This window comes from Parageobacillus caldoxylosilyticus NBRC 107762, assembly GCF_000632715.1.
Taxonomy (GTDB): Bacteria; Bacillota; Bacilli; order Bacillales; family Anoxybacillaceae; genus Saccharococcus; species Saccharococcus caldoxylosilyticus.
The window spans coordinates 43,575-56,170 of the sequence record NZ_BAWO01000008.1; the positions used below are offsets into that span (position 1 = coordinate 43,575).

Here is a 12,596-nt window from a genome sequence, read left to right on the forward strand (position 1 = left end):
GTCAATGTTAAATGATAATTAATTTAAAAAGAAAGTTATTTTTTATTACCTTATGCTCCATGCTTTGTATATGGATTCCATTTTTGCGATGCTCATATCCCTCTTTCTCTCAACCGCTTTACTTTTAGTATAGTATCCTCAACTGGTAAAACAAAATCATTTGCTCGTTGGAGCGGGCTGCATTCTCATTATTCACAAAAAACGGGCTGTTGATGCGGACAGCCCGTCAACGATTAACGCAATTTTTCTTCAACTTTTTGGCAAATTTCTTCTGCTGTCAGACCGCTTGCTTCGATAACAGGACCGGCAGTCATCGCATTTTGAATCCCCATTACATTGGCATCTTGGCCTGTAATCACGCAACAGTCGCAGCCTTTTGCATCATTTTCCCCGCGAAGCGGAATGATTTCATGTCCTCTCGCTTTTAACGCTTCTTGCACATCCGTCAGCGAGTGTTCTACCCCAATTTTCGCCATCGCACTCCACCTCCTCATATACATAATGTGCCTTAATGAAGGTGGAACTATACCATTAACCGTTGTTTCCTTTCCACGAAATATACGATGTCAAAAAGTCAATGGCCCGATCGATCGCCGCTTCATTTGGCGCCATTTTGGCATGATGAAGCCCATAAGGGGAATCGACACCAAGCCAAAACATAAACCCCGGAATTTCCGCAAGCATATAACCAAAATCTTCGCCCGTCATTGCTTCTTTGCAGCGGACTATCTGCACTTCCGGATAACTTTGGGCAAACCGGATAAACTCCCTCGTTAACTGCGGATCGTTATATACTTGGTGGTACATCGCACCATAGTCAATTTCCGCTTCGCATTGATACGCAAGTTGGATGCCGCTTACCATCGCTTCAATCCGCTCTTTCACTTTTTTCATCGCGTCGGCCGACAAGGTGCGGATCGTTCCTTCTAAACGAGCCTGCCCGGCAATCGCATTTTGCACCGTCCCGCCGGAAATTTTGCCGATGGTAATCACCGCGCTGTCAAGCGGATCGACATTGCGGGCAACGATAGACTGAAGCTGCATGACAAGAGCGCAGGCGGCAACAACCATATCGTTCGCTAAGTGCGGAAACGCGGCATGTCCGCCTTTCCCTTTTAAATCAATAAATAGTTCCGATGTATTGGCAAACAGCAAACCTTCTTTCGTCGCAACCGTGCCGACCGGATATTCCGGAGCGATATGCAGCGCGATAATCATATCCGGCTTCCACGCTTGCATGATGTCGCTTTCTAGCATCGGTTTTGCCCCGCCCGGCCCTTCCTCTGCCGGCTGGAAAATAAATAATAGGTCGTCTTTGATCGGGTGGTTTGCGAAATAGGTGAGCACTCCGAGCGCGATGCTCATATGCATATCATGTCCGCACGCATGCATATTTCCTTCGTGCTCCGAACTGTATGGCAACCCCGTTTCTTCTTTAATCGGCAGGCCGTCGATATCGGTGCGGTAGCCGATCATTTTTCGCGGCGCTGTTCCCTTTACTTTCACAAAAATCCCGGTTTTCCACGTTTGAATTTCCAACCGTTCCTGCGGCAACGTATGAATATAGCGCAATAAATATTGCTGCGTCTTAAATTCTTGAAACCCCAGCTCCGGAATTTTATGCAGATCGCGGCGAATCGCAACAAAAGGACTAATCAATGACATACTATCCCCTCCATTTGCAAAAAGAGCTGGCCCAAAGATGGGACAGCTTTCGTGTTTGGCTATGTTTATAACTGGCGAAGTTCTTGTTTAATTTCTGTTTTTGCTCTTGTTTTTTCATCAATTTGCTTAATCACGCGCGCCGGCACACCAGCCACCACCGTATACGGAGGCACATCTTCCACTACAACAGCACCTGCTGCAACAACGGCGCCCTTGCCGACCGTAACCCCCTCTAAAATAACGGCGTTCGCTCCAATCACTACATCGTCTTCAACGATCACTGGTTTAGCGGAAGGCGGCTCAATCACGCCTGCTAAGACAGCGCCGGCGCCAACATGGCAGTTCTTTCCGACCGTTGCGCGGCCGCCGAGCACTGCGTTCATATCAATCATCGTTCCCTCGCCGACGACGGCGCCGATGTTAATGACCGCCCCCATCATAATAACCGCATTATCGCCAATTTCGACTTGATCACGGATAATTGCGCCCGGCTCGATGCGCGCTTTTACTCCTTTCAAATCAAGAAGCGGAATCGCGGAATTGCGGCGGTCGTTTTCAATGACATAATCCTCGATCTTGTCTTTATTGGCTTCCAACGCCGCTTGAATTTCTTGCCATTCCCCAAAAACAACGCCCGTATTCCCTGTAATAAACGTTTTCGCGCTTGCGCCAAAATCGATTCCTTCCAGGTTCCCTTTTATGTATACTTTAACAGGGGTGGATTTTTTGCTGTTTTGAATAAACGAAATGATTTCATTTGCATCCATCATCTTCATGGGCCACATCCTCCTTTACATCTGTATTCTTTTTTACTTTAGCAAAACAGAGATAATGGTGACAAGCATAAATTCATGAAACAAAATTTTGCAGCACCTTCTGGAAGGCTTGTACTTGCGGAAGCTGCCATGCTGCTTCCGAGCTTATAAGCCATGTATCTCTCGTCATCCGTTCGCCATGCTTATCTTTTAGCGCAATCATATGAACAAGATGTTGCTCTCGGTCATCTAAAGCAATTTCCGGTAAAATGGCATAGCCAACTCCATGATAAGCAAGCTGTTTGCATGTTTCGATTTGATCGACGATGACCGTTCGCGGCGGAAGGGCTTGAAATTGCTCATGCCACCATTGTTGAATGTGCAGCGAATACGTCGAGTCGCTTTTAAATTGAATAAACGGCCGGTCGGTATGGGGCAACTGCTCTAGAGATTGAATTTCTTGGTCTACTAAATATAACTGATCCGTAAATAAACGTGTCGCAATCCCGCTCCAATTTGGTTTTCCGCGAACAATTCCGAGTTGAAACCGATTTTCATACATGCCGCTTAAGACTTCGCTTGTCCATCCCGTTGTCAACGACACATTTACATTTGGGTATAATATCATAAACGTTTTTAAAACTGCGGGAAGCCAATGCTGCGCAACAATGGAAACAACCGCTAATGTTAATGTTCCACTTATTTGTCCGGCCAGTTGTTCGATCTCTTCTTTTACTTTGTTCGTTTTCTGCACTATTTCTTTTGCAAGCTGGACAATTTTTTCTCCCTCTGGTGTTAACAGTAAACCTCTCTGAGACCGGATAAATATTTTCACATTCCAGCTGGCTTCTATCGCCTGTAGTCGCTGGGACAATGCGGATTGAGTAACATAGAGCTGGGCTGCCGCTTTCCTCATATTTAATTCTTCCGCCAAAACGGTAAGTATTTCATACTCCGAAATATTCAAGCTATCACCCTTTTGATAAGTTTTTCTTATCATTTCCGTCCATTTTTTTAAAATTTTCTTATTGTTATAAAATGAATACAATAGCTGTAGAACGTTTGGAGAAAGGGGTGCCCTGCATGGACTGGGTACTGTTTGTCCTCGTTGGATTTGCGACTTCGTTCGTTGGTACATTAGCTGGCGGCGGTGGCCTTATTGGCATGCCTGTTTTGCTTATGATTGGTGTCCCTATCCATCAGGCCATTGCCGCCGCCAAGTTTTCCAATACAATCAGCTCGTTTTCCAGCTTCTTCGTCCTATTTCGCCAGCAAAGCATTCGTTGGAAACAGTTGTTGCTGATCATCCCTATTAGTCTCGGTGGAGGAGCAACAGGAGGAGTCATCGCCTCGTTGTTGTCTGAACGAACGATGACCATCATCGCCATTATTTTGTTAATGTTCGCACTATGCCTGCAAGTTTTCAAAAAACAGCCTGAGCATGCGGCAGCGGCTCCTTCTCTCCCTAAAACCTTATATCCTATTCTTTACGGCATTAGCGTCTATGACGGAATGTTTGGCCCAGGCCAAGCAACAATGCTCATGTATGCTTATTTGCGCACCGGCATGGATTACCTATCTGCCATCGCTTTTACAAGATTTCAAACTTTTATTAGCTGCTTTGGAGCACTGACATCCTACTTATACAACGGTCATATCAACTGGCATATCGCTCCCTTCTTAGCGATTGGATCATTCATCGGTGCACAATTATCGGTACAAGTGGCGCAAAAACTGAAGCAAAAACAGCTGCAATTTTTATTGCACACCATTACCTTTCTGCTTATCGTTCAGCTTATTTTTAATATGGTTTATGGTAATCATTAAGCTTTCGCAGCTGTTTATTCAATCGTTTAAGTATTTCTCGCCTTGTAAAAATCCCTTCAAAATAGCCGTCTTTATTTTCTACACAAACAAACGGATGGTTGACAATCAGTCCAATTCCTTTAACGATGTCATCATCCAATAAAAGACGCGGAATATCCTTATTCATCACTTCCTCGACTTTCATTGTTTCCAGCCTCTCAAATTCAATGCGTTCCAATCCTAAAATCGCATCCATGATCATTGTCATGCTGATTAATCCATGAAGTTTATAGGAAGTGTCCAATACAGGAATAGCGGAGTAACCGGTTTTGGTTAATACTAATAACGCGTGGTCTAAATAGTTCCCAAGTTGGACGTGCGCTACTTTATCCGAAGGAATAAGAAACTGCGCCACCGTCATCTTGGCAAATTTTTTGTTTTCCAAAACTGTCATACCTGTCTTCCGCCTTTCTCTTTTTAGCGTTTCCCCTCTTCAGTTTATCATATTTTATTGCCTTCCATAAAAAAATACTATCGCTTGCCAGCGGAACGATAGTATTATGTAAAATTCTATGTTTCCTGCAGAAGACGGTCATATAAACGCAAAAGCTGTTGATACCGCTTTGCATCCACTTGCTTATCCCCATTTTCAATGTCAGCAATCTCACAGCGAACAAGCTCTAAGGCATATTGCTGTGTAAACAAAAGATCCAAAAGCAAGCGCTGCTCTTCATGCGATAATATTTCAAGAATCGGCTTTCTCATGTTTCATTCCCCCTTTGCAAAACTATATATATTCCGCAAAAACGGAAAAAAGTCATGGAAAAAAAGACTTCCTTCCTTATAAAGGCTTTTGCTTAAAGGCTTTTGCTGTCCGCCGCCCAGGCGCATTTTGTTTTATTCCCTGCACATAGCTGGGTTATATGACGATAAAGCAAAAAAAGAGCAATCCTTAATAGGACTGCTCCATTGCTTATTTGCCTTACCAGTAGCGCAACGCCAAATAAAAAATAACAACCGCGGCCAGCAAAGCCGCCAACAAATACGCTAAAAAAACAGGATTGCGCAAATAGGCATGCTCCTGCACTGCCTTTGGGATCGGAGCATCTAGTTCTTCCTGCCATTTTTGCTGGCGGCCAAGACGGTACGTATAGACAAATCCGATAACGGCAATAAGAACGACAAGGATGGACAATACAAATATCAGCTGTGCCATTGTTTCTTCACCTCATGCTTACTTTGCCACGAGGCAAAGATTTTATACCATCCTTTAATAATGGACATCATGTTCGAATAAATAATTATACGATAAATCAATAAACAAGTAGTGCCGATCGTCAATCGGGTACGAATACGTGCGGATCGTTTCCCCGGTTTCGATGTCGGCGTATAGATCGGATAAAATTCCGCGTTTGCGCGAGCGCATGCGAATAATATTTTCTAAAAAATACGGACGCCAGCTCCAATTTTTCATATAATATTGCGGCTCAAGCTCCCAGCGGCCGTTGCGCTTAAACATATTGGCAGACTGTTGGAAGCCATCCTCGTCGCAAACATAAATGCGGAAACAAACATCATTCAGCTCATTCGCTAAAAGCGAAATCAGCTCATTAAAATCCGTGACTTTCTTATATTTGGCCAAAAGCGCCGTCAGCCGCTGCTGAAACTGTTCGGAAATATGATAAAGCGTTTCTAGCTTTTTCTTTTCCTGTTGAATAAAATGATGGCATTCCTGACGCAGACGTTCCTTTAACATATCGCGCGGCACTAACTCTGGAGAAGGTTTCGCCAAATAGTACCCTTGGTAATAACGTCCGCCGTTTCGCCACGCGTATTGCAATTGAAAAGATGTTTCGATATCTTCGTATAAAAGCGTGGCGCCGATTTTGCGGGCTAACAGCGAAATAGAATAAACAATGTCTTGATACGCTTGATGCACAGAAGTTTTCCGCAATTGACGCAAATCAATTTTCAAAATATCTGGCGACAGCACGCCGATTCTTTCTAAGTTGCTGCTATGTTCTCCGATGTTGTCTACCGCGATTTTTACTCCATACGTACGGATATAGGTCAATAAATGGCTTAACTGATCTAAATCACCCTTAAAATGCTGCTCATTAATTTCGAGTACAATGCGTTCTAACGACAATCCTCTTGTTTCATATTGAAGAAGCAGCTGCAAAAACGAATCGGCACGGTCAAGCATCAATAAATTCGCATCGCGATTTAAAAAAATAAGCGGTGTATAATCGTCGAGGGAAAGAAAATAATCGAGCGCTTTTTTGGTTACCACTTCATCTACTTCTAAACGGAATTCTTCCGGTATGGTATCATCGTGGAAAAACGGACCTAAACTGACAACCCCTGTTTCAGACTGATATCTTCCTAATACTTCATAGCCAATGACACAATGTTCATCGGCGCTGAAAATAGCCTGATAGTATGGAAAAACTTGCTGCAAATTCGCCATTACATCTAACGCATCCACCTTGCTCACCTCTTTTGCATACACCCTCTTTGTTTTATTATATCATACGTCCACCCCCCATAACTGCATCGTTAAGGCTGTCCTGTCTAAAAAATGTTTGCATGAAATAAACATTCGTACATGCTGTCGAAACAAAAAGCGGTTCCCTGCCGTTAGGAAACCGCTTATCCATGTGAACTACCCGCCACCTGCGCTTCGCTTAGAGGCGGGGTTTCAAGAGGCTTGTATGTTTTCGCCGAACGATAAGCAACATACAAGAACCCTTTACGCTTCACTTTCACTGGTGTTATCGCACCTTCACGTTTAGAAGTGGGAGACTTCTTTCGGGATATGTTAAAACGGGCGCCGATTGAGCCATTGTCCTCCGTCCATCGTAATGCATTCCCCATTAATATAAGCCGCGTCATCCGAGAGCAGAAAAGCAGCAAGAGCAGCGACTTCTTCCGGTGTGCCAAGCCGTCCTAACGGAACGCTTTCAATCGTCAGCCTTTCCGCTTCCTCTGATTCCCACAGCTTCTCTGCTCCTCCCGTCCGCTCAATCGGCCCAGGGGCAATCGCATTGACGCGGAATCCGTATTTTTTTCCCCATTCGACAGCGAGCGTTCTTGTCATCGCCAATACTCCCGCTTTCGCACTTGCAGAATGAATCACCCCTGCGCCGGCGTGCCAGGCATATGTAGCAACAATGTTGATGATCGAACCTTTTTGGCCGCGTTGAATCCAATAGTTCCCGACCTCGCGGCTGCAATAAAATGTACCGTTTAATACGATATTGATCACGCTATTCCAGCCATTAATCGATAGCTTTTCCGCCGGACAAATAAAATTGCCCGCCGCGTTGTTAATGAGTGCATCAATTTTGCCAAATTCCGCATCCGTCCGTTTAACCATTTCCGCCACTAATTCCGGGTCGCGCACATCCATTTGTATCGGCAACACTTTTCCGTTGGGCGATTCAATCTCTTTTTTCGCTTCCTCAAGCGCTTCCAGCCGTCTTCCGGTAATGACGACGTTGGCGCCGTCTGCCGCAAATCGCTTTGCCATATACTTCCCCATCCCGCTCGAACCGCCGGTTACAATAATGACTTTTCCGTTCATATTTCTCCTCCTTCACAAATGACTGATGATTCATTCATTTCTATCTTACTACAAAAATAAAGAATTTTCTAACATTATTTTTATCCTATTGTTCTTTCCTTTAATTTTCCGCTATAATAAAACTAATTGTGAAAGGACGGCATGATAATGGAACATTTGGAAACTGCAAAAATGAACCGGCGCACATTTTTAAAAAAAATGGTTCTTACCGGCCTTGGCGGAATATTGACAACATCATTCAGCTACGGTTACGCCCGTTTCATTGAGCCGGCTCAATTAACCGTTACCCACCATATTATTTCCCACCCGCTGATCCCAAAAGAGTTTACCGGGACAAAACTGTTGCAATTTAGCGATGTTCATTTAGGCCATTATTACGGATTACAACGCTTTCGCTATACGATCGCAAAAATAAACGAATTACAGCCCGATATCGTATTGTTTACCGGCGATTTGCTGCATGAACCAAACAAGTATCCGCACATTGATGCGGTTGCCGACGCACTTTCCCACATTCGCGCTCCACTTGGGAAATTTAGCATTTACGGAAACCATGACCACGGTGGATATGGAACCGATATATATCGCCATATTATGGAGAAAGCCGGATTTCGCATGCTTGTCAATGAGCACGTTCTCATTCGGCGGCAGCATGGGCGGTTCATCGCCATCGCCGGCAGTGATGATATGATGCTTGGTAGGCCAAACTTCGCGAAGATGGTTGAGTCGATTCCTGATTCCACTTATACGATTTTGCTGCTGCATGAGCCGGACGGCGCCATACAGACAAGCCACTATCCCGTTCATTTGCAACTATCCGGGCACAGCCACGGCGGGCAAGTCCAGCTTCCGTTTATTGGTCCGCTAATTACGCCGCCGCTGTCGGAAAAATATTATGAAGGATTTTACCGTATTCGCCATTTAACGCTATATGTAAACCGCGGGCTTGGGACGACAAGGGTGCCGCTCCGCTTTTTGTCACCGCCGGAACTGACTGTTTTTACATTGCAGCATCGTGCATAAAGGGAAAATATGGCATCGTTAGAGAACTTTTTCATTAGGTCCAGCAGACGTATTCTCCTCCTTTTTGACATCCAAAAAAGCCGTTTTGCAAACATATGTTCATTTTGTATAATAAAAAATAAAATAATTAAAAAAGGAGATATGCTGATGAAACCGTTGGAACTGACGGTGGACAACATTGCAAAAGCGATTTTTATCGTCAATCGTCATGCCAAAACGGCATTAAATCCTTCTTTTCTCTACCTTTTGAAGAAAAAAGCGATTGAAAAGCTGCTGCAGGAAGGAAAGGCGAAAAAAATCGGCCTTCATTTTTCCCGCAACCCAAAATATAGCCAACAGCAGTCCGACGTTCTTGTTTCCGTCGGCGACTACTATTTTCATATTCCCCCAACAAAAAAAGACTTCGCCACCCTTCCGCATCTTGGAGCATTAAACGATTCTTACCGAAATCCTGTCACAAGAATGCCCCTGTCCCAGGCGAAAACGCTGCTGCAAGCCTATACCGGGATCAGCGAAACTCCTCCGAAACGAAAACAGCCGCAGCCAAGGCCGGTATTTAAACGGCTTGGCGAAAGCTACTAAAAACGGCTTCCGACTTTCGGAAGCCGTTTTCCCGTTTTAAAATTTAGCAGCGTTCATCTACAGGCTTAGCGACCGTTATGCAGTTTCCGCCTTGCTGCTTTGCGGCATATAGCGCTTGGTCTGCCATCTCAATATTCAAGCGGTTTGGAAGGATCATTGATTTCAACAATCCCGCCCGAGAACGTGCAGGAAATTTGCTGTCCGTCTGTTTGAATCAAATGCGCGCTCAAATCGTTCCGCAATCGCTCGATCACGCGTAAAGCATCTCTGGCCGCTGTTTTTGTCAATAAAACGATAAACTCTTCGCCGCCAAAGCGGACAACGGTGTCCCCTGTCCGCGTCTTCCGACAGAGAAAACGTGCAAATTCCTGCAGCACAATATCGCCAGCAAGATGGCCAAAACGTTCATTCACTTTTTTAAAATGATCTAAATCGAGCATCGCTATGCAACTTAGTTCGTGAAACCGCTCTAAACCGCTCCTCAAGCTTTCATATGCTTTTTTTATAGGAGGCGGCCTCATCTACTGTCCACTTTTGTTGCAGCTGCCCTTCCAATTCGTTGAAAAGTTGATGTGCTTTTGCCTCGATATCATCCCGTCCAATAATAGTTGCTGTTCTTGCCGCGGAACGGAGGAAGCGGAGCAGCTCCTCGCGGGCAACAATTTTTTCTGCTTTCCACCGCTTTATCTGTTCCCGAATCCTGTTTATAAATTGCACCACATACTCATTCATCCGCTCTCCCCCTTATTTTTCCGCCAGACAGCGCTTCAGAACTTGGTAATCTGTAAGGAATAACGGTTCTTGTCTCTCTTAGCGGCATTATAAAACATAGCTGTCCATCATCTCGATCAGCTCGCCAATTTCCGGCTTGCTTACTTGAGCTGTTGCGCCAACTTTCATTCCCTTATGGCGAAGACCTTCTGTAATAAGGGAAGAGAAAATGATAACGGGGAGTTTCTTTAACCTTTCATCTTCTCGAATCCGTTTTGTAAAATGATGGCCATCCATTTGCGGCATTTCAATATCAGTAATGACAAGTTGCACTTCTTCGGCAATATCTTTTCCGTCTGCAACAACCGATTGCAAATAGCGAAGCGCTTCTGCTCCGTTTTCAAAAAACTCGACGCGTCCATAGCTAGCTTCCGACAATGTATCATGAAGCAGCTTCCGCAATAATGGAGAATCTTCGGCAACGATGATCCTTTTTTGTGAACGTTCCCGTTTCCCCAATTTTTTGACTTGCTGTACATTGACACCTAAATTCGGGTTCACATCCGCCATGATTTTTTCAAAATCCAAAAGCAAGAGCATTCGCCCTTCCAGTTTGACAATGCCGATCACTTGCCCTTCTAAACCTTGGTGCATTTGCGACGGCTTTTCGATTTGCGTCCAGGAAATGCGGTAAATGCGCGTGACGTTATGCACACGAAATACAATCTTTTGTTTATTGAATTCGGCAACGATAAATTTGTCATGCTCAGGATGGGCGGAAGCAGGAAAACAAAGCGCTTTGGCCAAATCGACGACCGGCAGCACTTCCCCGCGAAGCTCAATAATTCCTTCCATATAAGGGTGGGAATGAGGAATTTTCGTAATTGGAAGAGGAGTCACAATTTCCCTTACTTTCATCACATTGATGGCGAAACGCTGATCACCAAGCAAAAACTCAATAATTTCTAATTCATTCGTCCCACTTTCCAACAAAACAGGTGATTTTTCCGGCACTGAATCATACTTCCTCCCTATTTTTGATATAGTCAATACAACCTATAATCATTATAGCGTTGGAGGCATAAAATAAGAAATATTTTCTTCCCTGCGGCAGTCAGAAATAGCATGAAAAAAATAGTTGCAGCGAAACAGCCACAACTATTCTGGAAATCAATATAAAAAATCAAGGAGGCGGCGGTCCACCAAATTGGTATCAACCGGACACGACTCGGCATCACGGCCGTATTGCCAAGCCCAGATGTTCGCACTGCAATTTAGGGAAGCCGGCTGATAGCGTGGCGCCTTCTGCTCTGTTGTCGTCCCCGGTCTTGGCGCTGCGCTCCAAATAATCGCCTGCACGGCCACTTGATTGTTTCTTTGTACCGCCTCACAATAAGCAGCCGCGAAATCCCCTTTCGTCGGATCGGCATAAAGCCCTGGCCGATACCCTGTCGGATGCAGCGTTTCCACCCAAGCGACAATCCATGATGCATCAACAGCAAAAAAATCTTCAATGTTCGCAAATATCGCCTTATTTTTTGGAATGCCGAGGCGCCGCGCATGGAATACTGCGTTGCGCGCTGCCACCTGTCCGTTTGCATATCCAACCGCTTCACGAAATGCATTATAAATAGGCAGCACTTTGATTCCGTAATTTCGGAGGCGTGTAATCTCTTCTTTCGTCAATCCATCAGAAACATTCGGGACATCAGATAAATAACGCCCCCAAAATTTTGGGTAGCCAAGCTCGCTTCTGGCACATTGAAACAGCTGTTCCGTTACGGCTTGCGCCGAATCTACTCCCCAAATACCTTTAGCCATCAGCTTCCCCCTTTCTTCTTGACGTTCTCTCTGCCATAACATATATATGAAGCGGACGGCCTGTTTCATACAACCGTTTCCCGATTAATCACCGATTTGTCCGGTATTTTTCATCACATCGATCGGCTCTTCCATTCGTTGAAAAACCAGTTCTACCGCTTCCTTTGCCGAACGGCAAAAGGCGATTTCCACCGTACGACGCTCGTCTAGATAGCCGCCTTCATAGACAACCTCTTTTATTTTGGTCGCCCATCCCCCGGTCGTTTCGATAATCACCACTGGTTTTTTATTCATATATGCCGCCGATAACTCGCCCAGCGTTCCGTTTCCGCCGCGAATCATAATGAGCGCATCGGCGGAATGAACAAGGATCAAGCTGCGGAAGTCAAAATAAAGGCCTGTTGTAATGGGAATGTCGATATAATCGTTCGCGACATCAACGCGGTCTCCCGCTAAAATGCCGACGACAAGCCCTCCTGCTTCTTTCGCTCCTTTCGATGCCGCCTCCATGACGCCGCTTCCGCCGCCTGTTAATAAAACAGCGTTGCGCTTGGCAATTTCTGCTCCCACTTCCTCTGCAATATGTCGCACCTCGTCGGGAATATCCCCTGACTGACCGATAACCGCAATCCGTTTCATTTTCCCTC

The 12,596-nt window shown here is 45.1% G+C and carries 17 protein-coding genes; 3 read left to right on the top strand and 14 right to left on the bottom strand.

What is annotated here, in order from left to right:
- Positions 1-233: 233 nt before the first annotated feature.
- The 4 genes from GCA01S_RS03695 to GCA01S_RS03710 form a co-directional block, all read right to left on the bottom strand.
- The gene (locus GCA01S_RS03695) at positions 234-476 is read right to left on the bottom strand and encodes a YkuS family protein (protein ID WP_017434628.1); all 243 of its coding nucleotides are present in this window, start codon (positions 474-476) and stop codon (positions 234-236) included.
- Positions 477-531: 55 nt separating this feature from the next.
- Positions 532-1,665: an N-acetyldiaminopimelate deacetylase gene (locus GCA01S_RS03700; RefSeq protein ID WP_042407313.1), complete on the bottom strand. Its 1,134-nt coding sequence runs from the start codon at positions 1,663-1,665 to the stop codon at positions 532-534.
- A gap of 65 nt (positions 1,666-1,730) precedes the next feature.
- Entirely contained in the window at positions 1,731-2,441 is a 711-nt protein-coding gene (gene dapD / locus GCA01S_RS03705; protein WP_017434626.1) for a 2,3,4,5-tetrahydropyridine-2,6-dicarboxylate N-acetyltransferase, read from the bottom strand.
- Positions 2,442-2,514: 73 nt separating this feature from the next.
- Complete coding sequence (locus GCA01S_RS03710; RefSeq protein WP_042407316.1) at positions 2,515-3,387, bottom strand: LysR family transcriptional regulator; 873 nt, start codon at positions 3,385-3,387, stop codon at positions 2,515-2,517.
- A gap of 116 nt (positions 3,388-3,503) precedes the next feature.
- On the opposite strand from GCA01S_RS03710, the gene GCA01S_RS03715 reads away from it, so the two are divergent.
- Entirely contained in the window at positions 3,504-4,247 is a 744-nt protein-coding gene (locus GCA01S_RS03715; protein WP_042407319.1) for a sulfite exporter TauE/SafE family protein, read from the top strand.
- On the opposite strand, the gene cbpB is transcribed toward GCA01S_RS03715, so the two are convergent.
- From cbpB to fadH, 5 genes are all read right to left on the bottom strand, one after another.
- Positions 4,222-4,680: a cyclic-di-AMP-binding protein CbpB gene (cbpB, locus tag GCA01S_RS03720; RefSeq protein WP_042407322.1), complete on the bottom strand. Its 459-nt coding sequence runs from the start codon at positions 4,678-4,680 to the stop codon at positions 4,222-4,224. The two genes, GCA01S_RS03715 and cbpB, sit on opposite strands and share 26 nt — an antisense overlap.
- 116 nt (positions 4,681-4,796) lie before the next feature.
- Positions 4,797-4,991, bottom strand: a complete 195-nt coding sequence (gene abbA, locus GCA01S_RS03725; protein ID WP_042407325.1) for an antirepressor AbbA — start codon at positions 4,989-4,991, stop codon at positions 4,797-4,799.
- Positions 4,992-5,208: 217 nt separating this feature from the next.
- Complete coding sequence (locus tag GCA01S_RS03730) at positions 5,209-5,442, bottom strand: hypothetical protein (protein ID WP_042407327.1); 234 nt, start codon at positions 5,440-5,442, stop codon at positions 5,209-5,211.
- Between the two features lie 54 nt (positions 5,443-5,496).
- Positions 5,497-6,714, bottom strand: a complete 1,218-nt coding sequence (locus GCA01S_RS03735; protein ID WP_042407328.1) for an EAL domain-containing protein — start codon at positions 6,712-6,714, stop codon at positions 5,497-5,499.
- A 333-nt stretch (positions 6,715-7,047) separates the two neighbouring features.
- On the bottom strand, positions 7,048-7,812 hold the full coding sequence (gene fadH, locus GCA01S_RS03740) for a 2,4-dienoyl-CoA reductase (RefSeq protein ID WP_017434618.1): 765 nt from the start codon (positions 7,810-7,812) through the stop codon (positions 7,048-7,050).
- 147 nt (positions 7,813-7,959) lie between these two features.
- Here fadH and GCA01S_RS03745 point away from each other — a divergent pair, with 147 nt between their 5' ends.
- Together GCA01S_RS03745 and GCA01S_RS03750 are read left to right on the top strand one after the other, a co-directional pair.
- The gene (locus GCA01S_RS03745; protein ID WP_042407330.1) at positions 7,960-8,835 is read left to right on the top strand and encodes a metallophosphoesterase; all 876 of its coding nucleotides are present in this window, start codon (positions 7,960-7,962) and stop codon (positions 8,833-8,835) included.
- A gap of 147 nt (positions 8,836-8,982) precedes the next feature.
- The gene (locus GCA01S_RS03750; RefSeq protein WP_042407333.1) at positions 8,983-9,417 is read left to right on the top strand and encodes a YkyB family protein; all 435 of its coding nucleotides are present in this window, start codon (positions 8,983-8,985) and stop codon (positions 9,415-9,417) included.
- Positions 9,418-9,545: 128 nt separating this feature from the next.
- On the opposite strand, the gene GCA01S_RS20810 is transcribed toward GCA01S_RS03750, so the two are convergent.
- The 5 genes from GCA01S_RS20810 to GCA01S_RS03770 form a co-directional block, all read right to left on the bottom strand.
- Positions 9,546-9,938 carry a GGDEF domain-containing protein gene (locus GCA01S_RS20810; protein WP_071997930.1) on the bottom strand — a complete coding sequence of 131 codons (393 nt, stop codon included), beginning with the start codon at positions 9,936-9,938 and terminating at the stop codon, positions 9,546-9,548.
- Complete coding sequence (locus tag GCA01S_RS18970; RefSeq protein WP_052510014.1) at positions 9,907-10,149, bottom strand: hypothetical protein; 243 nt, start codon at positions 10,147-10,149, stop codon at positions 9,907-9,909. The genes GCA01S_RS20810 and GCA01S_RS18970 overlap by 32 nt, the downstream gene beginning before the upstream one ends.
- Before the next feature lie 87 nt (positions 10,150-10,236).
- Positions 10,237-11,142, bottom strand: a complete 906-nt coding sequence (locus tag GCA01S_RS03760) for a chemotaxis protein (protein ID WP_042407335.1) — start codon at positions 11,140-11,142, stop codon at positions 10,237-10,239.
- A gap of 156 nt (positions 11,143-11,298) precedes the next feature.
- Positions 11,299-11,949, bottom strand: a complete 651-nt coding sequence (locus GCA01S_RS03765; protein WP_017434612.1) for a glycoside hydrolase domain-containing protein — start codon at positions 11,947-11,949, stop codon at positions 11,299-11,301.
- Positions 11,950-12,033: 84 nt separating this feature from the next.
- Positions 12,034-12,588, bottom strand: coding sequence for a TIGR00725 family protein (locus tag GCA01S_RS03770; RefSeq protein WP_017434611.1), 555 nt, complete (start codon positions 12,586-12,588; stop codon positions 12,034-12,036).
- Positions 12,589-12,596: the final 8 nt, after the last annotated feature.

What these genes read in the sequence shown, in the direction of transcription:
- GCA01S_RS03695 (WP_017434628.1), bottom strand. Translation starts at nt 476, where the DNA reads ATGGCGAAAATTGGGGTAGAACACTCGCTGACGGATGTGCAAGAAGCG.
- GCA01S_RS03700 (WP_042407313.1), bottom strand. Translation starts at nt 1,665, where the DNA reads ATGTCATTGATTAGTCCTTTTGTTGCGATTCGCCGCGATCTGCATAAA.
- dapD (WP_017434626.1), bottom strand. Translation starts at nt 2,441, where the DNA reads ATGAAGATGATGGATGCAAATGAAATCATTTCGTTTATTCAAAACAGC.
- GCA01S_RS03715 (WP_042407319.1), top strand. Translation starts at nt 3,504, where the DNA reads ATGGACTGGGTACTGTTTGTCCTCGTTGGATTTGCGACTTCGTTCGTT.
- cbpB (WP_042407322.1), bottom strand. Translation starts at nt 4,680, where the DNA reads ATGACAGTTTTGGAAAACAAAAAATTTGCCAAGATGACGGTGGCGCAG.
- abbA (WP_042407325.1), bottom strand. Translation starts at nt 4,991, where the DNA reads ATGAGAAAGCCGATTCTTGAAATATTATCGCATGAAGAGCAGCGCTTG.
- GCA01S_RS03730 (WP_042407327.1), bottom strand. Translation starts at nt 5,442, where the DNA reads ATGGCACAGCTGATATTTGTATTGTCCATCCTTGTCGTTCTTATTGCC.
- fadH (WP_017434618.1), bottom strand. Translation starts at nt 7,812, where the DNA reads ATGAACGGAAAAGTCATTATTGTAACCGGCGGTTCGAGCGGGATGGGG.
- GCA01S_RS03745 (WP_042407330.1), top strand. Translation starts at nt 7,960, where the DNA reads ATGGAACATTTGGAAACTGCAAAAATGAACCGGCGCACATTTTTAAAA.
- GCA01S_RS03750 (WP_042407333.1), top strand. Translation starts at nt 8,983, where the DNA reads ATGAAACCGTTGGAACTGACGGTGGACAACATTGCAAAAGCGATTTTT.
- GCA01S_RS20810 (WP_071997930.1), bottom strand. Translation starts at nt 9,938, where the DNA reads ATGAGGCCGCCTCCTATAAAAAAAGCATATGAAAGCTTGAGGAGCGGT.
- GCA01S_RS18970 (WP_052510014.1), bottom strand. Translation starts at nt 10,149, where the DNA reads ATGAATGAGTATGTGGTGCAATTTATAAACAGGATTCGGGAACAGATA.
- GCA01S_RS03765 (WP_017434612.1), bottom strand. Translation starts at nt 11,949, where the DNA reads ATGGCTAAAGGTATTTGGGGAGTAGATTCGGCGCAAGCCGTAACGGAA.
- GCA01S_RS03770 (WP_017434611.1), bottom strand. Translation starts at nt 12,588, where the DNA reads ATGAAACGGATTGCGGTTATCGGTCAGTCAGGGGATATTCCCGACGAG.